Source organism: Streptomyces sp. NPDC037389 (assembly GCF_040636475.1).
GTDB classification, from domain to species: domain Bacteria; phylum Actinomycetota; class Actinomycetes; order Streptomycetales; family Streptomycetaceae; genus Streptomyces; species Streptomyces hesseae.
Genome location: NZ_JBEZUS010000005.1, coordinates 331,930 through 354,085 on the forward strand (window position 1 = coordinate 331,930; position 22,156 = coordinate 354,085).

The 22,156-nt window shown below is 68.5% G+C and carries 20 protein-coding genes; 17 read left to right on the plus strand and 3 right to left on the minus strand.

The window, feature by feature from the left end:
- Positions 1-110 precede the first annotated feature (110 nt).
- The 6 genes from AB0E98_RS13720 (at position 111) to AB0E98_RS13745 (ending at position 3,278) form a co-directional block, all read left to right on the plus strand.
- A complete protein-coding gene (locus tag AB0E98_RS13720) occupies positions 111-341 on the plus strand; it encodes a hypothetical protein (protein ID WP_361701913.1) in 231 nt (76 codons plus the stop codon).
- A 128-nt stretch (positions 342-469) separates the two neighbouring features.
- Positions 470-1,366: a hypothetical protein gene (locus tag AB0E98_RS13725; RefSeq protein ID WP_361701914.1), complete on the plus strand. Its 897-nt coding sequence runs from the start codon at positions 470-472 to the stop codon at positions 1,364-1,366.
- Between the two features lie 8 nt (positions 1,367-1,374).
- Positions 1,375-1,782 carry a hypothetical protein gene (locus AB0E98_RS13730; RefSeq protein ID WP_361701915.1) on the plus strand — a complete coding sequence of 136 codons (408 nt, stop codon included), beginning with the start codon at positions 1,375-1,377 and terminating at the stop codon, positions 1,780-1,782.
- A gap of 79 nt (positions 1,783-1,861) precedes the next feature.
- Entirely contained in the window at positions 1,862-2,452 is a 591-nt protein-coding gene (locus tag AB0E98_RS13735) for a phage tail protein (RefSeq protein WP_361701916.1), read from the plus strand.
- 116 nt (positions 2,453-2,568) lie between these two features.
- Positions 2,569-2,859: a hypothetical protein gene (locus AB0E98_RS13740; protein ID WP_361701917.1), complete on the plus strand. Its 291-nt coding sequence runs from the start codon at positions 2,569-2,571 to the stop codon at positions 2,857-2,859.
- A 65-nt stretch (positions 2,860-2,924) separates the two neighbouring features.
- Entirely contained in the window at positions 2,925-3,278 is a 354-nt protein-coding gene (locus AB0E98_RS13745; protein ID WP_361701919.1) for a hypothetical protein, read from the plus strand.
- Positions 3,279-3,313: 35 nt separating this feature from the next.
- Here the strand turns inward: AB0E98_RS13745 and AB0E98_RS13750 are convergent, their stop codons facing one another.
- Entirely contained in the window at positions 3,314-3,685 is a 372-nt protein-coding gene (locus AB0E98_RS13750; protein WP_361701920.1) for a DUF3592 domain-containing protein, read from the minus strand.
- A gap of 157 nt (positions 3,686-3,842) precedes the next feature.
- Between AB0E98_RS13750 and AB0E98_RS13755 the strand changes: the two genes are divergently transcribed.
- The 11 genes from AB0E98_RS13755 (at position 3,843) to AB0E98_RS13805 (ending at position 14,332) form a co-directional block, all read left to right on the plus strand.
- Complete coding sequence (locus AB0E98_RS13755; protein WP_361701921.1) at positions 3,843-4,478, plus strand: hypothetical protein; 636 nt, start codon at positions 3,843-3,845, stop codon at positions 4,476-4,478.
- A gap of 35 nt (positions 4,479-4,513) precedes the next feature.
- On the plus strand, positions 4,514-5,593 hold the full coding sequence (locus AB0E98_RS13760; protein ID WP_361701923.1) for a phage tail protein: 1,080 nt from the start codon (positions 4,514-4,516) through the stop codon (positions 5,591-5,593).
- A gap of 34 nt (positions 5,594-5,627) precedes the next feature.
- Positions 5,628-6,824: a hypothetical protein gene (locus tag AB0E98_RS13765; RefSeq protein WP_361701924.1), complete on the plus strand. Its 1,197-nt coding sequence runs from the start codon at positions 5,628-5,630 to the stop codon at positions 6,822-6,824.
- A 260-nt stretch (positions 6,825-7,084) separates the two neighbouring features.
- The gene (locus tag AB0E98_RS13770) at positions 7,085-8,026 is read left to right on the plus strand and encodes a phage tail protein (protein ID WP_361701926.1); all 942 of its coding nucleotides are present in this window, start codon (positions 7,085-7,087) and stop codon (positions 8,024-8,026) included.
- Between the two features lie 65 nt (positions 8,027-8,091).
- Positions 8,092-9,201 (plus strand): hypothetical protein, encoded by a 1,110-nt coding sequence (locus tag AB0E98_RS13775; protein ID WP_361701927.1) that lies wholly within the window; start codon positions 8,092-8,094, stop codon positions 9,199-9,201.
- Complete coding sequence (locus AB0E98_RS13780) at positions 9,198-10,307, plus strand: hypothetical protein (RefSeq protein ID WP_361701928.1); 1,110 nt, start codon at positions 9,198-9,200, stop codon at positions 10,305-10,307. The genes AB0E98_RS13775 and AB0E98_RS13780 overlap by 4 nt, the downstream gene beginning before the upstream one ends.
- On the plus strand, positions 10,307-11,011 hold the full coding sequence (locus tag AB0E98_RS13785; protein WP_361701929.1) for a hypothetical protein: 705 nt from the start codon (positions 10,307-10,309) through the stop codon (positions 11,009-11,011). The genes AB0E98_RS13780 and AB0E98_RS13785 overlap by 1 nt, the downstream gene beginning before the upstream one ends.
- Positions 11,012-11,054: 43 nt before the next feature.
- Positions 11,055-12,668 (plus strand): phage tail protein, encoded by a 1,614-nt coding sequence (locus tag AB0E98_RS13790; protein WP_361701930.1) that lies wholly within the window; start codon positions 11,055-11,057, stop codon positions 12,666-12,668.
- A 92-nt stretch (positions 12,669-12,760) separates the two neighbouring features.
- Positions 12,761-13,804 carry a peptidoglycan-binding protein gene (locus tag AB0E98_RS13795; RefSeq protein ID WP_361701932.1) on the plus strand — a complete coding sequence of 348 codons (1,044 nt, stop codon included), beginning with the start codon at positions 12,761-12,763 and terminating at the stop codon, positions 13,802-13,804.
- A gap of 37 nt (positions 13,805-13,841) precedes the next feature.
- Complete coding sequence (locus AB0E98_RS13800; protein WP_361701934.1) at positions 13,842-14,072, plus strand: hypothetical protein; 231 nt, start codon at positions 13,842-13,844, stop codon at positions 14,070-14,072.
- Positions 14,069-14,332, plus strand: a complete 264-nt coding sequence (locus tag AB0E98_RS13805) for a hypothetical protein (protein WP_229352334.1) — start codon at positions 14,069-14,071, stop codon at positions 14,330-14,332. The genes AB0E98_RS13800 and AB0E98_RS13805 overlap by 4 nt, the downstream gene beginning before the upstream one ends.
- 117 nt (positions 14,333-14,449) lie before the next feature.
- Here the strand turns inward: AB0E98_RS13805 and AB0E98_RS13810 are convergent, their stop codons facing one another.
- Both AB0E98_RS13810 and rpoB read right to left on the minus strand, forming a co-directional pair.
- Complete coding sequence (locus AB0E98_RS13810) at positions 14,450-18,349, minus strand: DNA-directed RNA polymerase subunit beta' (protein WP_361701935.1); 3,900 nt, start codon at positions 18,347-18,349, stop codon at positions 14,450-14,452.
- A 122-nt stretch (positions 18,350-18,471) separates the two neighbouring features.
- Positions 18,472-21,954: a DNA-directed RNA polymerase subunit beta gene (gene rpoB / locus AB0E98_RS13815; protein ID WP_361701937.1), complete on the minus strand. Its 3,483-nt coding sequence runs from the start codon at positions 21,952-21,954 to the stop codon at positions 18,472-18,474.
- Positions 21,955-22,156 lie beyond the last annotated feature (202 nt).

The window sequence follows — 22,156 nt, forward strand, 5'->3', positions numbered from 1 at the left end:
GATCGGCCTTATCGGCTTTACCGACCGACACCGGTGATTCGCGAAGCCCCACGCGCGGAAGCGTGTGGGGCTTCGTGCCCAGGGCCCATCCGAAGGGCATTCCCTCCCCCATGTACGAAGCACGCGGCACATTCCGCATCGGCCGGGGCGATTTCTCCGTGCCCGCCATCGAGGTCTCCATGCTCACGCCCGCCGACAGCTACGGAGGGCTGACGACGGAGGAGCACACCCGTGCCTTCCACTCCGTGCTCGACGCCGCGTACGCCGCGATCCCGGAGCGGTTCGAGCGCGTCAACCTCACCGTCGTCAGCGAGGAGCGCAAGGGCACCGACCTGCGCTGAGCAGCCTCCTGGATGGGCCGGCACTGGTGGCGAAGCTGCTCGGCCCGGGCCGGGGCCTCAGCGGCGCTCCCCGAGGCGTGCCCAGGGGCTCCCTACCTGACCTCACCACCAGAAAGGACACCATCATCATGGTCGCAGTCAGTGACCTTCTGCCGTACAAGCTCTCTCCCCCGCAGGAGAAGTGGAAGTTCGACGCCGACCAGCGGAGCAACGCCACCGCGATCCTGGAGGAGGCGCTCAAGGCCGGCCTCGGCTACCGCGGAGCGGTCGTCGGCGTCGCCACCGCGCTCCAGGAGTCGGGCATGCGGAACCTCGACTACGGCGATGCGACGAGCATCGGCCTGTTCCAGCAGCAGGACTGGTGGGGGACGCGCGCGCAGCGGCTCGACCCGCACTGGACCTCGTGGAAGTTCTTCTCCGAGATGAAGAACATCTGCCCCGGCAAGTTCGGTGCCGGCTACCTCACGTCGACGCCGCTCACGCAGGTGGCGCAGGCCGTGCAGGTCAGCGCGTTCCCCAACGCCTACGCCAAGCACGAGCAGTCGGCCGCCGAGCTGATCGCCGAGCTGGTGAACGGGGGCGCCGACGACGAGGCCCCGAAGCGCGTCAGCCTCGCCCGGAAGTCCGAGCTGCCCCTCAAGCGGAACACGGTCACCCAGATCCCGTTCGAGGACGAGTACTCCGACGGTGGCGACCAGCACCCCGACAAGGGTGGTCCGGCGTTCATCACCGGCAACTCCGACTACATCGCCACCGCCGCCGCCACCATCGCGGGCATCGCTCCGGGCATCACCATCCAGACCCGCTTCCTGGAGGTCAACGCCAAGGGCGACGTCGCCAAGGAGGGCCCGATCGAGGAGGCCCTGGCGACGGCCGGCAACACCTACATCACCCAGACCCGCGCCGGCGGCGTCTGCGACCCCGGCAACCACGTCGTCTGGACCATCGAGGTCATCAACGGCGACACCGACGGCAAGGTCACCTACGCCGAGGTCCAGGCCAACTACTGGCCCCGACCCGCCTAGGAGCCCGGATGAACGAGGCCCTGCTGACGTTCCCCGACGTGGAACGCCTCATCGTCGACAACCTCAAGAACCGGCCCGAGCTGGCCGAGGTCAAGGTCGACAACCGCCCGCCGCCCGACTTCAACGGCACCCAGAAGACCGTTCTGGTCTCCCGGACCGGCGGCGCCTGGATCGACGACCTCCACCTCGACACCCCTCTCGTCGAGCTGGAGGTGTACGGGCCGGACAAGACCACCGCGCACTCGATCTCGCTGGCCGTCCGCGCCGCGCTCCTCCAGCTCCGCGGCACCGTCTACGGCTCCGCGGTCGTCACCGACGTCGTCGAGACCGAAGCGGTGCGCTGGCTGCCGGACTACAACCGCCCGGCGGGCAACCGCTACCTCACCACGGTGCGCTTCTCGCTCCGCCCCGCGTAGCCGCCACCGTTCCCTCCCACGGGCCTCGCCGGAAAGCCGGCGGGGCCCGCGCTCATTCACCTCTCACCAAGGAGAACCCATGTCCGGAATGAACCCGAGCGAGATCCGCGTTGCCGGCACCGGCCGCATCCTCCTCGCCAAGCCCGGCACCGAAGCCCCCGCCACCACCGACGCCGCCTGGGGCGACGCCTGGCACGACCTGGGCTACACCAGCACCGACGGTGTGAAGTTCGGCCGCAAGGGCAAGACCGCCAACATCGACACCTGGCAGTCCCTCACCCCAGCCCGCACGATCTACACCGAGCGCGAGCTCACCGTGAAGTTCGGCATGCTCCAGCTGAACGAGGACACCCTGCCGTTCTTCTTCGGCGGCGGCGAGGTCGTCGAGACCGCCCCGAACTCGGGTCTGTTCAAGTACGAGATCCAGAGCGACCAGGGCGAGGACGAGCGCGCGCTCGGCGTCGAGTTCACCGACGGCACCGACGTCCGCTACCGCTTCGTCGTCCCGCGCGGTGTGGTCACGGTCAGCGATGACCTGGACCTCAACCGCAAGGGCGCGGTGAAGCTGGGCGTCACTTTCACGGCGATGGCCGCGAAGCCGGGTGCGCCGCTGGCGACGTGGCTGATGAAGGACAAGTCGTTCGCCCCGGCGGGCGCGCCGGGCAAGTAGCCCGGAACCACCCCGAACCACCTGAACAGCGGGCGCCGCCCCGCCCTCCCCCGCTCGCCGGCGGGGCGGCGCCCGCCCTTTCCCACCGCTTTCTCACCCATTCCCAGGAGCAGTACATGCCCGCTTTCGACGTCAACGCGGCACGCGCCCAGCGCTTGGAGGCCCACGGCAAGTCGTGGTCCTTCCAGCTGGACGGCGACGCCTTCGAGCTCCCCACCGAGATCGGCCACCGCACCGCCCGCGCCCTCCGCGAGCTCGACGACAACGACGTCGACGGCCTGCTGGGCCTGCTCCTGGGCAAGGAGCAGTTCGCGCGTCTGGTCGAGCACGACCTGACGATGCAGGACATCGCCGCGATCCTGGAGGCCTACGGCCAGGAGACCGGGCTCGGCCTGGGGGAAGACTGAGCCTCGACGCGTTCGTAGACGAACACGCCGAGGCTCTGGAAGCCGATCTACTGCGGCACTACGGCGTGGACCTGCTGGACTGGCACCGCGGGACGCTCTCTTCGAGACGGCTCGCGGTGCTGGTCAAGCACATGCCACGCGACAGCGCGGTCAACCGTGATCTGCACGGGGAGGCCGTGGAATGGGATGCGTCGACGCATCTGCTGGCGGCCCTGGTAGACCACGCGGCGGTCGCGAATTGGATGACGGCGACGATCAACGGTGGCGAGGACGCGGAGCCGATTGATTATCCGGAGCCGGTGGCCAGGCCTGAGCTCACAGTGGATTCAGATTCACTGGAGGAAACCGAGCCGCCGGCGAACGGAGCGGATGAAGCACATGCGCCAAACCCGGCGGACCTTGCGCTCTTCTTCATCTGAGAACCACAAAAGGTTACTGCTCACTGAAGAGATCGTCAGATGAAGAGCTTCAAGAAGAAGATCTGCATCAGGATGACGAGCACGACACCGCCCCAGAGGTTTCGCCAGGCCGGAGATTTTCTGGAGAGTTCACGTCGAGTCCGTGCCCTCCGAGGGTTTCTCGGGTCGTAGACAATATCCAGTACCTCACCGTCCCCGGCCAACCGGCTTCCGCCAAGAGGGCTTCGGTAGAAGGCTACGCGACCGCTTAGCGTCGCGAATTTAAAATGCTCAGAAACCCGATCCTCCGACCAAAACGCCCTGAGACATCTACCTTCGACGGTCACACCGTTGGAGCGTAGCCTTCGGTCCACCAATAGAGGGCGCAGGCCGAACGGGTAGATAAAGCTCCCGAACACAAACAGCATAATGAATCCGTATATCACCCAGCCCAACAACGAGCACCCCTCCCAAGGTAATTTCCGCCCCGTCGGCAGTGAAATTTAGCACGCCTGAAGAGTCGGCCACAAGGTACGCCTCGACGGCAGTAAAAACGAGACAGCAAGGGGTGAAAACATGGCCCAGTTGAGCGAGGAAGAGAAGAAGCAGCCCGCAGATACGGCGTGGTACACAGCGGAATACCTCTTCGAGCCCATAGTCGGCAGGTTTAAACGAGAGGAATACGACCACCTCAAGAAGAAGGTAAACGATCTCAGCCTGACGGTCAACGGACTGAGCGTCGGCCTTGATTCTGCCAAGCTGGCCTTTGCCGGATTCAGCGGTGGCGCCACTCTCGTGAAGGCCGATTTCACTGGCCTGAAGTTCGACGAAAAAGGCATGACCTTCATGGGGCGCCAGGTCACCACGTGGCCGTGGGCAAAAAGCGAGGACGAGAGAGCCCAGCACAGGGCGGAAAGGAGAGTCAGCACCGCAGAAAACGCCCTGACCCGGGCCAAGGCAGCCGACCGAAGAGCCAGACTGAACCCCGGCGATGCAGACCTGCAGCTTCGAGCAAAACTGGCCAGGGACGAGCTCAATCGGGCCAGGAAAGATGCAGGAAAAGCGCTCGGCGACGTAAGAAAAATTGCCCGGGCAGCCGAGCAGAAGAAGGCGGACACAAAGAAGAGCCTGAAAGACGCCGTGACCTCCTACAGGAATTCCACCAGGGAGCTCAAGCAGATGGAAAGAGCCGCTGCGGGACTCAGCAGAACACTCGGATAGGCGTCAGTCCGATAAATCAGCCGACTGGATAAGACATGTCTCTAGTGCAATCCCTAGGCAGAGCCGGCGGCTCCGCCCGTACCTTCAGAACCAACATCGACGCCGCCGGCCGAGCCGCCGGCACCCTCGGCCGTAACGCCGGCACCGCCAATACCAACGTCGGCAGGATCAAGAACTCCGCCAAGCAGTCCACCCGTGAGCTCAAGGGCATGAAGACCGCCGCCGACCAGGCGGCCCGGTCGGTCGCCAAGGTCGGCAAGGAAGCCGGCAAGGGCGGCACGTCCATGGGGAAGTTCCAGGGCGGGCTGAAGAAGGCCGACGGTGGGTTCAAGGGGCTCAACAAGGCCATGAAGGGCAACGTCATCGGGATGTTGCTCGAACTCTTCGCACCGCTCATCGAGAAGGTCGTCGCCATGGCGTCCAAGTCGAAGGCGATGCAGAAGATCATGAAGGTCGCCTTCGACGTCATCGGCAAGGTCGTCGACACCGTCATGAAGGCCATCGGCCCACTGATGAAGACCACCGGCAAGATCATCTCGCAGGTCTGGAACGGCATCAAGGCGGCCATCCTGCCCATCGCCCTGTGGATCGGCTCCGCCATCCCCGGCGCGTTCAACACCGTCAAGGACGCCCTGTCCAGCGCCTGGGGCGGGCTGTCGTCCTTCGCCGGAAGCGTGTTCAGCGGCATCCTCTCCGCCGTCAAGTACCCGCTCAACGGTGTCATCGGCCTCATCAACTCGGCGATCGGCGCCCTGAACGGCATCAAGGTCTCCATCCCCGGCTGGGTGCCCCTTGTCGGCGGCAAGACCTTCGGTGTCAGCATCCCCCGGATCCCGATGCTCGCGGAGGGCGGCATCGTCGCGCCCCGCAGCGGCGGTGTGCCGGCGATCGTCGCCGAGGCGGGACAGCACGAGGCGGTCATGCCGCTGTCGAAGCTCGACCGGCTGGTGACCCGCACCGCGGTCGAGGCACGGCTCCGGGCGGCCGGCGTCGGCACCGGCTCAAGCAGCAGCGCCGCCGCCGGGTTCCACATCGAGAACTACTACGCCACCCCGTCCTCCACCCCGCGCGACACCGCCCGAGCGCTGATGTTCCTCGCGAAGGCCCGCGGCTAGGGGGGCGGTCCACCGACCAGAGGAGGAACCCCGTATGGCCGCCGCCGCGGCAGCAGCGCTCCCCAGAAATCCGCTCGCCAACTCCGCCGGCGCGTTCCGCAACTTCGGCTCGGCACTCGGCCAGGCGGCCCGCTCCGTCCGTACCGTCCAGAACGGGGTCAGGAGCGCCGCCCGGGCCGCCGACCGCATCAGGACGTCCACCGGCCAGGCCGGCAAGGAAGCCAAACAGTTCGGTACGAGCGCCGGGGCCGCCGGACGCGCCGCCCTGGCCGTCGGCAAACAGGCCGGCACCGCCGACTCCGGCCTGCTCAAGACAAAGGCCGGTGCTCAGCAGTCCGCCCGGCTGCTGAAGAACATCAACCGCCAGGCCACCACCACCGGCAGGGCCGTCGCCCGCACCGGCAAGAGCGCCGGAATCCTCGGCAAGTTCACCGGGATCCTCGGCGGCAAACTCAAAATCGCCGGCGGCATCATGACGGCCGTCAACCTCGTGATGAAGACGAACCCATTCGTCCTCGTCCTCTCCCTCCTCGCCCCCTTCGCCACCGAGCTCATCGACTTCGCGCTGAACTCGGAGCTCGGACAGCAGATCATGGAGATGGTCTTCGGGCTCGTCGAGACGTACTTCACCACCGCCCTGACCGTCGTCGTCCCGGTGATCACCGGCAACCTCGCCGTGGTCAAGGGTGTCTGGAAGACGCTGGAGAGCGTCGTCAAGCCGGTGGTCAAGTGGGTCACCAAGGACATCCCCGGCGGGTTCAGGAAGGTCAACTCCGCGATGGAGAAGGCGCTCCACGGCATGGGCGACTTCCTTCAGACCGGATTCCAGACGGTCACCGGCGTCATCAAGGGCCCCCTCAACGGGCTCATCGCCTTCGCCAACTGGGTCATCGACGGCCTCAACAGCCTCAGCTTCAACTTCCTCGGCAAGCACTTCGGCGTCAGCCTCCCGAAGATCCCGATGCTCGCCGAAGGAGGCGTCGTCAGCCCCCGCGACGGCGGCGTCCCCGTGATCCTCGCCGAGGCCGGCGAGGCCGAGGCCGTACTGCCCATGCCCAAGCTCGACCAGTTGCTGGCCCGTACGGCCGAGGCCGCCCGGCGCACCGCCCCCGCGCGGGCGGGGGCCCGCATCGGCACCTACCACGAGCCCGAGGGCCGCGGCGCCCACGCCATCGCCTCGGACCTGCTCTTTCTCGCCGAAGCCCACGCGGCCCGCGCCACACGCGCCTGAGCCCACGGCGTCCACGCCACACGCGCCTGAGCCCACGCCGCCCACGCCACCCACGGCGTCCGAGCCGTCCCCGCCTGAGCCACCGCCCACGCCCACGCTCACGCCCCCGCCCATGCCCGAGCCAAGGCCAGGGCCAGGGCCTAAAGCCCAAGGCCCAAGGCCCACGCGCGGACGGCATGCGTCCGGCGCACCGACAAGCCCGGCCCGGCGCACCGACCGCCGCGCGGGCGGACCCATACACACGGAGGTGAGGCCCACCCATGCCCACAGCGACCCAACTCGACACCGCGACCGCCATCGCGACCGCTCCCCCCGGCTCACAGATCACCCAGGACGGGCAGATCGAGTGGGCCGGGCTTCTCATGGGCCCCGGTACGCCCTACCAGATCGACGCCAAGGGCCTGACCGGCTGGGACGACCTGCCGGAGCTGGACTCGGCGGACGTGCCCAAGCCCGATCAGCACGGCTCCTGGCCCGGCGCCCAGTGGGCCAAGCCGCGAACGGTCTCCGCGACCGTCTGGCTGCTGCCCGACCGGCTCGACCAGGCCCGGGCCGTCGCCCGGGCGTTCCGCGCCGCCACGGCCGTGCACAGCGGCGAGCAGTGGTTCGCCGTGCGCCTCCACGGCCAGACCCTCGCCTGCCGGGCGCGCGTCGACCGCCGTGTCGTCCCGACGGACCGCACCTACGTCACCCAGGGCATCGCGTCCGTCTCCATCCAGTGGCTGTGCGCCGACCCCCGCCGCCTCGGCGTCACCGAGCAGCAGGGCCGGACGGTCCTCCCCGCGCCCGAGCCCGGTCTGCTGTGGCAGCCGGACGACGGCCTGGAGTGGCCCCTGGGGTGGGGCGAGGCCGGCAGCACCGGAGTGATCACGGCGGTGAACGAGGGCGACGCCCCCGTCAGCCCCGTGATCGAGTTCCACGGCCCGGTCGACCTGCCGTCCCTGACCCGGCTCAGTGACGGACGGCAGCTGGAGTACGACATCCAGCTCGCCGAGGCCGATGTGCTGACCGTCGACACCACGGACGGAACGGTCCTGCTCAACGGCACCACGTCCCGGCTCTACACCGCCACCAATCGCTCCACTCCCGAGCAGCTGTTCCAGCTGGAGCCGGGCGACACCTCGCTGGCCTTCCGCGCCGGCCCCGACTCGACCGACCCGCGCGCCTCGGTGACCGTCCGCTGGCGCGACGCCCACTGGTGAGTGATCCACCCACCCCGCGCCGCCTTTCCCCGCCGCCTTTCCCCACCACTTCCTCGGAGGACGAGATGAACAACGTCCGCAGCGCATGGCTGCTCAACCGCACCGACGCCGGCGGGGGCCAGTCCCGCGTCGACACCCGGCTCGCCCCGCTCGGCGCCATGGCCCCGGAGGGCGTACTGGCCACCCGGGACGGCGTGATCCCCGGCGCCCAGAACGGCCTGCGCGCCATGGACGGCCTGTACGTCACAGGCGACCAGGGCATGACGGGCAAGGTCACCCCGGGCCGCGCCGTCGTGCAGGGCACCGAGCCGGCCGGCTCCTACCCGGTCGTAGTGACCGACTACGTCCCCCTCACCTTCGCCGACGGCGACCCGAACAACCCCCGTGTGGACCTGGTCGTGCTGCGCGTCTACGACGCCCAGCAGGACGCCTCCAACCGCACCGAGGCCGTCGTCGAGATCATCCAGGGCGTGCCGGGCGCCAACCCCGCCGCGCCCGCGACGCCCCGCGCGGCCATCGCCCTCGCCGAGATCACCGTCCCCGCCGGGGCCTCCGCCGGCAAGGGCGGCATCAGCTGGGACACCGTCCGCGACCGGCGCCGGGCCACCGTCGCCGTCGGCGGCATCATCCCGAAGGGCTGGGGCCAGAACTTCCCCGGCGGCTACGTCGGCCAGTACCGCGACACCGGCACGCGCCTGGAGCGCTGGGACGGCACCCAGTGGAAGCAGTACCCGGAGCCCCGGGCGGTCTGGCGGGACTACACGCCGGAATGGGGCGGCGACTACGCGCCCACCAGGCCGCAGGTCAACAACGGCTCGCTGACCGGCCGGTACCTCCACGACGGGTCGATCGTGCACTTCACCGCCACGCTCCGGATCGGCTCGACCTCCAACTGGGGCGGCACCGGCCGGAACGGCAACTGGTGGATCTCCCTGCCGGTCCTGCCGACCGGCCCCAGCATCTCCGGCAACCTCAAGTTCCGCACCAGCTCCGGCTACTACCACGGCGGCTGCTACGTGGAGGCCAGCCGCCACCCCAACGGTTCCGCCTGCGGCTGGACCGCCAACAGGTCCTCCGGCCAGGTCGACGGCGGCTGGGTCGACGGCGACTGGCCGGACACCGTCGTCGAGGGCAACTGGTTCACGGTGTCGGGTTTCTACGAGGCGAGCGCATGACCGTGGCGCCCCAGCCCGCCTACCGCGCCCTCTTCTGCGATCTGCGCACCGACCAGGTCGTCGACGCCCTGCCGCTGACCGGCGTCGAGTTCGACGACTACATCGGCAAGACCGGATCGCTGCGCGCCACGGTGCCCCTGCCGGACCGGGCGCTCGCCCAGCGGGCCCGTTCCGCGCTCCAGCCCGGCCGCACCGCGGTCTGGCTGGAGCGCGGCGGCGAGATCTGGTGGGGCGGCATCCTCTGGACCTGTACGCCCTCCGGCGACGAGCAGGGACGGATGACGGCCGAGATCCAGGCCGGCACCTTCGACTCGTACCTCGACCACCGGATCCTCTCCAGCGGCTTCGAGAGCAAGGACGTCGACCAGTTCGACATCGTCCGCGGCCTCTTCGACCACATCCAGGCACAGCCCGGAGGCGATCTCGGCATCGAGTACGGGAGCGAGGTCTCGGGCGTCCGCCGGACCCAGAACTACGCCTACACGGACGTCGCCCGGGTCCGCGAGATCCTCGACGGGCTCGCCGCCCAGCGGGACGGCTTCGAGTGGCGGGTCCACTGCTACCGCGACCCCGTCAGCGCGCGGCGCGTCAAGCGCCTCCAGCTCGGCCACCCGAGGATCCACGCCGGCGCCCAGGACATCGTCCTGGACCGGCCCGGTCCGCTGCTGTCGTACAGCCTGCCGAGCGACGCGACCTTGCAGTCCAACGTGTGGGTGGCCCGCGGCGATTCGGCGAACCGCAACCAGGCCGCGGACTCCGTGCCGACGATGTCGGAGCGGAAGGTCTCGATCGAGGACCTGGACGCCGGCTGGCCGCGGCTCGAAGGCACCTCCGACCACAGCTCGATCAGCGACCGCACCACGCTCAACAGCCTCGCCGACGCCGAACTGGCCCGCTCCCGGCGCCCGCAGCTCATCCCCGAGGTCACCATCCGGATCGACGGCCGGATGACCCCGGCGCTCATCGGCGCCACGGTCCGGCTGCGCATCAACGACCTGTGGCACCCCGAAGGGATCGACGCCCGCTACCGGGTCGTCGGCATGACCGTGTCACCGCCCGAGCGCGCGAAAGCCGAGACCGCCAAGCTCTACCTGGAAGGACTCTGATGGCCGCCATCCCCCTCGACATCCTCGACCGCATCCGCGACCTGGAACGACAGGTCCGCGCCCTGATGGGCAGCGCCAACACCCGCCCCAAGATGGACGAGATCCAGGGCGGCCGGGTCGTCATCGGCGACGGCGGCTCGCTGACCGTGCGCACGACCGAGGGCAAGGACCTGATGTACATCGGGCGGGTGTTGCCGGATCGGGAAGGCGGCCAGTACCAGCAGGGCTTCGTCGTCCAGCGCGACGACGGCTCCGTCGCGCTCTCCGTCTGGACCGGCGACTCCAAGGACCTGCCCATCCAGCCCATCCGGATGTGGGACGCCAGGGGCAACATCATCTTCGCCGAGGACGCCAGGAACTTCGGCCTGGCCAAGCCGTACATCCCCTATCCACTGCCCACTCCCGAGAACATCAGCAAGTGGGAGTCCACCGATTCCACCAGCTGGACGACCCTGTACAACGGCAACGCCATCGTCCAGCACCCGAAGCTCTACTGCATGATCGCCGCGACCACGGGCGGCGAGGTGCGCCTGCTGGTCAACGACCGGCAGGTCGGTCCGACGTCGAAGAACGGCACGCTCGAATTCAACGAGTACATCGGCGCGGACTACGACAGCCACATCACGTTCAAGGTCCAGGCCCGCGCCGGCGCCAACAACACCGTGTGGGTTTCTCCCCGCGCCCTGTACGGCGGTCCTTCCTAAAACCCACGGACACGTACACCCCGAGCGAAGAAGGACACCTCTCGTGCTACCCAGTGCCATCCCCACCGTCACCGTAACCGCCCGCTACCTCTCCATCGACGGTCACGCCCTGACGGGCAGCGTCACCTTCGAGCCGCCCCCGCTGCTCACCCACAGCGAGAGCGACGTCATGCTCGGCGGTCCCACCGCCGTGCTCCTCGACGCCGACGGACGGATCAGCGTCACGCTGCCCGCCACCGACGCGCCCGGCATGAACCCCAAGAGCTGGGCCTACACCGTCACCGAGCGGCTGTCGGGGCTGCCCGCCCGCGCCCCGTACAAGATCCTGCTGCCGGCCGCCCGGCCGAAGGCCGACCTGGCCGACATCGCCCCCAGCGATCCCGGCACCCCCGACTACGTCCCGGTAGCCGGCCTCCCCGGCCCGCCCGGGCCGCCCGGACCGGCCGGCTCCCCGGGGCCCGTGCGCTCCGTGAACGGCCGCGCCGAGGCCGAGATCCGGCTCGACGCCAAGGACCTGGGCGCGCTGCCGGTCACCGGGGGCACGGTGACCGGCACGTTCACCGTCCGGGGAGCCGGTGACGGCGTCGCCGTCGACGTGCAGGACACCACGGGCGCCAGCCGCGTCCGGATCGACTCCACCGGTGGCCTCGTGGCCACCGCCGACGCCCGGTTCACCGGCAACGTACAGATCGGCGCGTCCGTCACCGACAGCGCCGGCGGTCAGGCCGTGCTCGGCATCAAGAACGTCACCACCGTGCCCACGGGCAAGCCCACCGACGGCATCGTGGTGTACGCCAACGGCGGCGTCCTCGCCTACCGCAAGCCCGACGGCACCACCGTCACCCTCGACGAACGCGCCGCGGGCGTACGGTCCGTCAACGGCCGCAGCGGCGTCGTGGACCTCACCGCGGCCGACGTCCGCGCGGAGCCCGCCGGACGGTCGGTCCTCCTCTCGGGTGCCCAGACCGTCGACGGTGCGAAGTCCTTCACCACCGTGCCCTCCGCCACGGCCGACCCGACCGCCCCGGAGCACCTCGTCCGCAAGTCCTACGTGGACGGTGTGGCGCGGGCCAACGACTGGATACCGTCCGATCTGGGCTTCCTCGCCTGGACGTTCGACCCGGGGCTGGGCGACGGCAAGAGCGCGATGAACCCGAGCGCGCCCGGTGACATCCCGGCGAGCGGACGCATCTACTACAACGCGGTGGTCCTCCGCTCGGCGGCCACCGTCAAGGAGATCTGCGCCCACACGCTCGGCTACTCCGGCGCGTCGGGCGGAATCGGCGCGGGATCGTTCGCGGGGCTCTACAACGCCGCCGGCAAGCGAGTCGCGCAGACCGCCGACCTCAGCATGGTCTACCCCGAGGCACACGACATCGGCGGCATGACCTCGTTCCTGCCGCTGAGCGCCCCGGCGACGCTCCAGCCCGGCATCTACGTCGTCGCGCTGCTGCTCAACTACTCCAACTCGGCCAACGCGCCCCGGATCATGACCGGCAACGGCGGCTACGACGTCCCCGGCAGGTTCGGCCGCCCCGGCACCGTCCCCCGCACCGTCATGTCGCCCGCGAAGGGCAACACGGCGCTGCCCACCGACGTCGACTGGGCCAACGGAACCATGGCACTGGGCACCCGGTACTGGTTCGCGCTGGCCTGACCCGCCCCTCCCCCACCCCGACAGGCGTGCCCCGCACCGCGATTCAGCGGTGCGGGGCACGCCTGTCCCCCACCACCCAAGGAATGAACCGCATGGCGACTCCCCTCACCGCCGACCAGTTCGTCGCCGCGCTCCGCGCGGAAGGCGTCGACGTCGTGGAGACCGACGACTGGCGCGACCACAACCGCAACCACAAGGGCGCCTGGGGCCCCGTGCACGGTGTGATCATCCATCACACGGTCACCTCCGGCACCGCGTCCTCCGTCGAGCTCTGCTACGACGGCTACGACGAGCTCCCCGGCCCGCTCTGCCACGGCGTCATCGACAAGTCCGGCACGGTCCACCTGGTCGGCAACGGGCGCGCGAACCACGCGGGTACGGGCGACGGCGACGTGCTCGCGGCCGTGATCGGCGAGACGTCCCTCCCCCGGCCGGTCGCCAACGACACCGACGGCAACGCCCGTTTCTACGGCTTCGAGTGCGTCAATCTCGGCGACGGCGACGACCCGTGGCCGGCCGAGCAACTGGCCGCCATCGAGCGCGTCTCGGCCGCGCTGTGCCGGGCGCACGGCTGGGGTTCGGGCTCCGCCATCGGCCACAAGGAGTGGACGAACACCAAGGTCGACCCGGTCGGCTTCGAGATGGGCGATCTGCGCGGCCGGGTGGCCGGCCGGCTGGGATCGGCACCGGACGACCGGCCGGAGAAGCCCGCCGAGCCCTCCCGCCCCGCCGTGACTACCTACACCGTGAAGCCGGGTGACACCCTCACCGGCATCGCCGAGTCCCACGGCACCACCGCCGCCCGGCTCGCCTCGCTCAACGAGCTGACCGACCCGGACCGCATCCACCCCGGCGACGAGCTCTCCGTCCCCGGCCCGGGCAACGACTACGAGCCCTTCCCCGGCCAGGCGTTCTTCCGGGCCGAGCCGAAGTCGCCGGTCGTCGCGGCGATGGGCCACCGGCTGGCCGAGGAGGGGTGCTCGGCGTACTCCCAGGGGCCCGGCGAGCAGTGGACCGACGCCGACCGGCAGTCCTACGGCGCCTGGCAGCGCAAGCTCGGGTTCGCCGGAGCGGAGGCCGACGGCTGGCCCGGGCGGGTCTCCTGGGACGCGCTGAAGGTCCCGCGCGTCTCCTGAGCGCCGCGCCCCACCGAAAGACAGAAAGGATCCATCCGTGTCCGACGCCGCCAAGCGGACCCTCCGCACCGTCCTCCAGACCGCCGTCGCCCTCGCGCTCGCCCTGCCCGCGATCGTCGACGCCTCCGGCATCCCGGCCAGCCTGCCGTGGGTGGCCGGGGCGCTCGCCGTCGCCGGCGGGCTCGCCCGGGTCATGGCCCTGCCCGCCGTCCAGACCCTGCTCCCCGGCTGGCTGCGGGACGGGGACGACGGCCGGGGCCGCGCATGAGCGACAGGCAAGGAAGCGAGGCCGCCGCGGTCGCCGTGGAACTGGAGCGGCTGCGCGGCACGATGGAGGCCGGCTTCGCCCGGGTCGACGGCTCGCTCGCCCTGCTCGTCCAGCGCAGTGACCAGACCGACAAACAGCTCGCCGATCACGAGGCCCGGCTGGACGCCCTGGAGCGGGCCCGCTGGCCGCTGGCGAGCGTGGCCGCGCTGACGGCCGTCGGCGGGGTGGTACTCGCCGGGCTCCAGCTCACCGGCCGTTGAGGAAACACCGCTGAGGAAACACCGCTGAGAGAACACCGCTGAGAGAACACCGCCGAAAACGCCGCAGGGCGGCCACCCCCGAAGGGGTGACCGCCCTGTGCGCGATCAGCTAGCGACTCACTGGTTGTACGGACCGTAGTCGTAGTCCTCCAGCGGGACCGCCTGGCCGGAGCCGGTGCCGAAGGGCGAGTAGTCGATGTCGTCGTAACCGACGGCCGAGTACATCGCGGCCTTGGCCTCCTCGGTGGGCTCCACCCGGATGTTGCGGTAGCGGGACAGACCCGTACCGGCCGGGATGAGCTTACCGATGATGACGTTCTCCTTGAGGCCGATGAGCGAGTCGGACTTGGCGTTGATCGCCGCGTCCGTCAGCACTCGGGTCGTCTCCTGGAAGGAGGCGGCCGACAGCCAGGACTCCGTCGCCAGCGAGGCCTTGGTGATACCCATCAGCTGCGGACGGCCGGAGGCGGGGTGACCGCCCTCGGTGACCACACGACGGTTCTCGGACTCGAAGCGCGAGCGCTCCACGAGCTCGCCCGGCAGCAGCTCCGCGTCGCCGGACTCGATGATCGTCACGCGGCGGAGCATCTGCCGGATGATGATCTCGATGTGCTTGTCGTGGATCGACACACCCTGCGAGTTGTAGACCTTCTGGACCTCGCCGACCAGGTGGACCTGGACGGCGCGCTGGCCGAGGATCCGCAGGACGTCGTGCGGGTTGGTGGCACCCACGGTGAGCTTCTGGCCCACCTCGACGTGCTCGCCCTCGCTGACCAGCAGACGGGCACGCTTCGAGATCGGGAACGCCGTCTCGTCGCTGCCGTCGTCCGGGGTGACGACGAGCTTCTTGGTCTTCTCGGTCTCCTCGATGCGGACGCGGCCGGCCGCCTCCGAGATCGGGGCGACACCCTTGGGCGTACGGGCCTCGAAGAGCTCGACGACACGGGGCAGACCCTGGGTGATGTCGTCACCGGCCACACCACCGGTGTGGAAGGTACGCATCGTCAGCTGGGTACCGGGCTCACCGATGGACTGGGCGGCGATGATGCCGACCGCCTCACCGATGTCCACCAGCTTGCCGGTCGCCAGCGAGCGGCCGTAGCAGAAGGCACAGGTGCCGACCGCGGACTCACAGGTGAGGACCGAACGGGTCTTGACCGTCTCGACGCCGTGGGCGACGAGCTGGCCGATGAGCACGTCACCGAGGTCGACGTTGGCCGGCGCGATGACCTTGCCGTCGACGACGACGTCCTCGGCGAGCATACGGGCGTACACGCTGGTCTCGACGTCGTCCGTCTTGCGCAGGACGCCGTCCTCGCCGCGAACGGCGATCGCCAGCTTGAGGCCGCGCTCGGTGCCGCAGTCCTCCTCGCGGATGATCACGTCCTGCGAGACGTCCACCAGACGACGGGTCAGGTAACCCGAGTCGGCGGTACGCAGGGCGGTGTCCGCGAGACCCTTACGGGCACCGTGGGTGGAGATGAAGTACTCCAGCACGGAGAGACCCTCACGGAACGACGCCTTAATGGGTCGCGGGATGGTCTCGTTCTTCGCGTTCGACACCAGACCACGCATACCGGCGATCTGACGCATCTGCATCATGTTTCCTCGGGCACCCGAGTCAACCATCATGAAGATGGGGTTCGTCTTGGGGAAGTTCGCGTTCATCGCCTCGGCAACCTCGTTGGTCGCCTTGGTCCAGATCGCGATGAGCTCCTGCGTGCGCTCGTCCTTGGTGATCAGACCGCGCTCGTACTGCTTCTGGACCTTCTCGTCCTGCGCCTCGTAGCCCTTGACGATCTCCTTCTTCGCCTCGGGAACGACGATGTCGGAGACCGACACGGTGACGCCGGAACGGGTCGCCCAGTGGAAGCCGGCCGCCTTCAGGTTGTCGAGCGTCGCCGCCACGATGACCTTGGGGTAGCGCTCGGCCAGGTCGTTGACGATCTCGGAGAGCTGCTTCTTGCCCACCGAGTAGTCGACGAACGGGTAGTCCTCGGGCAGCAGCTCGTTGAAGAGCGCGCGGCCCAGGGTGGTGCGCAGGCGGAACGAGTCGCCCTGCTGCCACTCCGGCTCGCCCTCCTCGGCGACCGGGGGAACCCAGCCGCGCGGGGGAACGGTGCCGATCGGGAAGCGGATGTCGACCTTCGCCTGGAGCGAGAGCTCCCGGGCGTCGAAGGCCATGATCGCCTCGGCGGTGGAGCCGAAGGACCGGCCCTCGCCGATGACCTTGCGCTCCTTCTCATCCGTGGTGAGGAAGAACAGACCCAGCACCATGTCCTGGGTCGGCATGGTGACCGGACGGCCGTCGGCCGGCTTGAGGATGTTGTTCGAGGACAGCATCAGGATGCGGGCCTCGGCCTGCGCCTCCGCGGAGAGCGGCAGGTGGACGGCCATCTGGTCACCGTCGAAGTCCGCGTTGAACGCGGTGCAGACGAGCGGGTGGATCTGGATGGCCTTGCCCTCGACCAGCTGCGGCTCGAAGGCCTGGATGCCGAGGCGGTGCAGCGTGGGCGCACGGTTCAGCAGCACCGGGTGCTCGGCGATGACCTCTTCGAGGACGTCGTACACCACGGTGCGGCCGCGCTCGACCATGCGCTTGGCCGACTTGATGTTCTGCGCGTGGTTCAGGTCGACCAGGCGCTTCATCACGAACGGCTTGAAGAGCTCCAGCGCCATGGCCTTGGGCAGACCACACTGGTGCAGCTTCAGCTGCGGACCGACGACGATGACGGAACGCGCGGAGTAGTCCACACGCTTACCGAGCAGGTTCTGACGGAAACGACCCTGCTTACCCTTCAGCATGTCGCTGAGGGACTTCAGCGGACGGTTGCCGGGGCCCGTGACCGGGCGACCACGACGGCCGTTGTCGAAGAGGGCGTCGACCGCCTCCTGGAGCATCCGCTTCTCGTTGTTCACGATGATCTCGGGGGCACCGAGGTCGAGCAGACGCTTCAGACGGTTGTTGCGGTTGATCACACGGCGGTACAGGTCGTTCAGGTCGGAGGTCGCGAAGCGGCCACCGTCCAGCTGCACCATCGGACGCAGGTCCGGCGGGATCACGGGGATGCAGTCCAGCACCATGCCGCTGGGGCTGTTGCGGGTCTGCAGGAAGGCGGAGACGACCTTGAGGCGCTTGAGCGCACGGGTCTTCTTCTGGCCCTTGCCGGTCCGGATGATCTCGCGGAGGCGCTCGGCCTCCTCGTCGAGGTCGAAGGACTCCAGGCGCTTCTGGAGCGCGGCGGCGCCCATCGCACCCATGAAGTAGGTGCCGAAGCGGTCGCGGAGCTCGCGGTAGAGCAGCTCGTCGCCCTCGAGGTCCTGGACCTTGAGGTTCTTGAAGCGGCTCCACACCTCGTCGAGGCGGTCGATCTCGCGCTGCGCGCGGTCGCGCAGCTGCTTCATCTCACGCTCGGCGCCCTCGCGCACCTTGCGGCGCACGTCGGCCTTGGCACCCTCGGCCTCGAGCTCGGCCAGGTCGGACTCGAGCTTCTTGGCGCGGGCCTCCAGGTCGGCGTCGCGGCGCTGCTCGATCTGCTGACGCTCGACGGAGACGTGGGCCTCCAGCGAGGGCAGGTCGCGCGTACGGCGCTCCTCGTCCACCCACGTGATCATGTAGGCGGCGAAGTAGATGACCTTCTCAAGGTCCTTCGGGGCCAGGTCGAGCAGGTAGCCCAGGCGCGACGGGACGCCCTTGAAGTACCAGATGTGGGTGACGGGAGCGGCGAGCTCGATGTGGCCCATCCGCTCACGACGCACCTTGGCGCGCGTGACCTCGACGCCACAGCGCTCACAAATGATGCCCTTGAAGCGGACACGCTTGTACTTGCCGCAGTAGCACTCCCAGTCCCGGGTCGGACCGAAGATCTTCTCGCAGAAGAGTCCGTCCTTTTCGGGCTTCAGGGTGCGGTAGTTGATGGTCTCAGGCTTCTTGACCTCGCCGTGGGACCAGGTCCGGATGTCGTCCGCGGTCGCCAGGCCGATCCGCAGCTCGTCGAAGAAGTTGACGTCGAGCACTGTTCGTCAATCCCTCTTTCAGGGTCGTGCCCCTCGCGTTGATAGCGATTTATGGGCTCTACATCAGTGGTCTGGGGGTCCGGGGACGGTGGGGGCCTCTTATGAGGCCCCCACCAGACCCGTCAGACCTCTTCGACGCTGCTCGGCTCGCGCCGGGACAGGTCGATACCGAGCTCCTCCGCCGCGCGGAAGACGTCCTCGTCGGTGTCCCGCATCTCGATGGACATGCCGTCCGAGGACAGCACCTCCACGTTGAGGCAGAGGGACTGCATCTCCTTGATGAGCACCTTGAAGGACTCGGGGATGCCGGGCTCGGGGATGTTCTCGCCCTTGACGATCGCCTCGTAGACCTTCACTCGGCCGGTGACGTCGTCGGACTTGATGGTCAGCAGCTCCTGGAGGGCGTACGCGGCGCCATAAGCCTCCAGCGCCCACACCTCCATCTCACCGAAGCGCTGGCCACCGAACTGAGCCTTACCACCCAGCGGCTGCTGGGTGATCATGGAGTACGGACCGGTCGAACGAGCGTGCAGCTTATCGTCGACCAGGTGGTGCAGCTTGAGGATGTACATGTACCCGACCGAGATCGGGTCCGGGAACGGCTCACCGGAGCGGCCGTCGAACATCCGGGCCTTACCGGACGGGAGCACCAGGCGCTCGCCGTCGCGGTTGGGGATCGTGGACTCGAAGAGACCGGCGATCTCGTCCTCGCGGGCGCCGTCGAAGACCGGGGTCGCGACGTTGGTGCCGGCGGCGACGTCGTCGGCGCCGATCGCCTGGAGGCGCTTCATCCAGTCCTCGTCGCCCTCGACCTTCCAGCCGCGGCTGGCGAGCCAGCCGAGGTGGATCTCGAGGACCTGTCCCGGGTTCATTCGGGACGGGACACCGAGCGGGTTGAGGATGATGTCGACCGGGGTGCCGTCCTCGAGGAACGGCATGTCCTCCACGGGGAGGATCTTGGAGATGACACCCTTGTTGCCGTGACGGCCGGCGAGCTTGTCACCGTCGGTGATCTTGCGCTTCTGGGCCACGTAGACGCGGACCAGCTGGTTCACGCCCGGGGGAAGCTCGTCGCCCTCTTCGCGGTCGAAGACGCGGACGCCGATGACCTTGCCGATCTCACCGTGCGGGACCTTCAGCGAGGTGTCACGGACCTCACGGGCCTTCTCACCGAAGATCGCGCGGAGCAGACGCTCCTCGGGGGTCAGCTCGGTCTCACCCTTCGGGGTGACCTTGCCGACGAGGATGTCGCCGGCGACGACCTCGGCACCGATGCGGATGATGCCGCGCTCGTCGAGGTCGGCGAGGACCTCCTCGGAGACGTTCGGGATGTCCCGGGTGATCTCCTCGGGGCCCAGCTTGGTGTCACGGGCGTCGACCTCGTGCTCCTCGATGTGGATCGAGGAGAGGACGTCGTCCTGGACGAGGCGCTGCGACAGGATGATCGCGTCCTCGTAGTTGTGGCCCTCCCACGGCATGAACGCCACGAGGAGGTTCTTGCCGAGCGCCATCTCGCCCTCGTCCGTGGACGGACCGTCGGCGAGCACCTGGCCGGTGATCACGCGGGCGCCCTCGTCCACGACGACCTTCTGGTTGAAGGACGTGCCCTGGTTCGAGCGGGAGAACTTGGCGACGCGGTAGGTGTTGTACGTGCCGTCGTCGTTGGCCACCGTGACGTAGTCGGCGGAGACCTCCTGGACGACACCGTCCTTCTCGGCCTTGATGACGTCACCGGCGTCGACCGCGCAGCGGTACTCCATGCCGGTGCCGACCAGCGGCGCCTCGGCCTTGATCAGCGGAACGGCCTGGCGCATCATGTTCGATCCCATGAGCGCGCGGTTGGCGTCGTCGTGCTCGAGGAACGGGATCATGGCGGTCGCGACCGACACCATCTGGCGCGGGGAGACGTCCATGTAGTCGACGTCGTCGCCGGCGATGTAGTCGATTTCGCCACCACGGCGGCGGACCAGCACGCGGGACTCGGCGTAACGCATGTCCTCGGTGAGGGGGGCGTTCGCCTGGGCGATGACGAAGCGGTCTTCCTCGTCGGCCGTCAGGTAGTCGACCTCGTCGGTGACGACACCGTCGACGACCTTGCGGTACGGGGTCTCGACGAAACCGAACGCGTTGACGCGACCGTAGGAGGCGAGCGAGCCGATCAGACCGATGTTCGGGCCTTCGGGCGTCTCGATCGGGCACATACGGCCGTAGTGCGACGGGTGGACGTCTCGGACCTCGAAGCCGGCCCGCTCACGGGAGAGACCACCCGGACCCAGCGCCGACAGACGACGCTTGTGGGTCAGACCCGACAGCGGGTTGGTCTGGTCCATGAACTGGGACAGCTGGCTGGTGCCGAAGAACTCCTTGATGGAGGCGACGACCGGCCGGATGTTGATCAGGGTCTGCGGCGTGATCGCCTCGACGTCCTGGGTGGTCATCCGCTCGCGGACGACGCGCTCCATACGGGCCAGACCGGTGCGGACCTGGTTCTGGATGAGCTCGCCGACGTTGCGCAGACGACGGTTGCCGAAGTGGTCGATGTCGTCGGTCTCGACGACGATGTCCGTGCCGTTCTCACCGACGGTCTCGGCCTCGCCGGCGTGGAGCTTCACCAGGTACTTGATCGTCGCGATGACGTCGTCGACCGTGAGCACACCGGCGTCGAGCGGGGCGTCCGCGCCCAGCTTCTTGTTGACCTTGTAGCGGCCGACCTTCGCGAGGTCGTAGCGCTTCGGGTTGAAGTAGAGGTTCTCGAGCAGCGTCTGCGCGGCCTCACGGGTCGGCGGCTCGCCCGGGCGCAGCTTGCGGTAGATGTCGAGCAGCGCGTCGTCCTGGCCCTGGGTGTGGTCCTTCTCCAGGGTGGCGCGCATGGACTCGTACTCGCCGAACTCCTCGAGGATCTGCTCGGTGGTCCAGCCGAGAGCCTTCAGGAGGACGGTGACGGACTGCTTGCGCTTGCGGTCGATGCGGACGCCGACCATGTCGCGCTTGTCGACCTCCATCTCCAGCCAGGCACCCCGGGACGGGATGATCTTGGCGGTGAAGATGTCCTTGTCGGACGTCTTGTCGATGGAGGAGTCGAAGTAGACACCCGGCGAACGGACCAGCTGCGAGACGACGACACGCTCGGTGCCGTTGATGCAGAAGGTGCCCTTCGGCGTCATGAGCGGGAAGTCGCCCATGAAGACCGTCTGGGACTTGATCTCACCGGTCTCGTTGTTGGTGAACTCGGCGGTGACGAAGAGCGGGGCCGCGAACGTGAAGTCGCGCTCCTTGCACTCGTCGATCGAGTTCTTCGGGGGCTCGAAGCGGTGGTCACGGAAGGTCAGCGACATCGACCCGCTGAAGTCCTCGATCGGGGAGATCTCCTCGAAGATCTCCTCCAGACCGGACTTGGTGGGGACGTCCTGACCACTTTCCAGCGCAGCCTCGACGCGAGCCTTCCAGGCGGCGTTGCCGAGCAGCCAGTCGAAGCTCTCGGTCTGAAGCGCAAGAAGGTTCGGAACCTCGAGGGGCTCCTTGATCTTCGCAAAAGAGATGCGCAGCGGGGCGGTGCTGGCGCCGGTGTTCGTATTGGCGGTCGAGGCGTTGCGCGAGGCGGCCAAGAGGGGGTCCTTCCGAGGGCTCGGACTCACTACGCGCGTACCGGTCCCACTCGTCGCGTACGAGAGAAATCCCAGCTCAAGGGGTTTCCATCAGCTGTGCTCGAGAGTGGGCATGCCCCTGGTGACGGGCAGGGAGCAGCTAACAGGCAGCGCAAAGGGTCAGTGTAGCCACTTGGCCCACTGATGTCCAGAGCGGATTTCC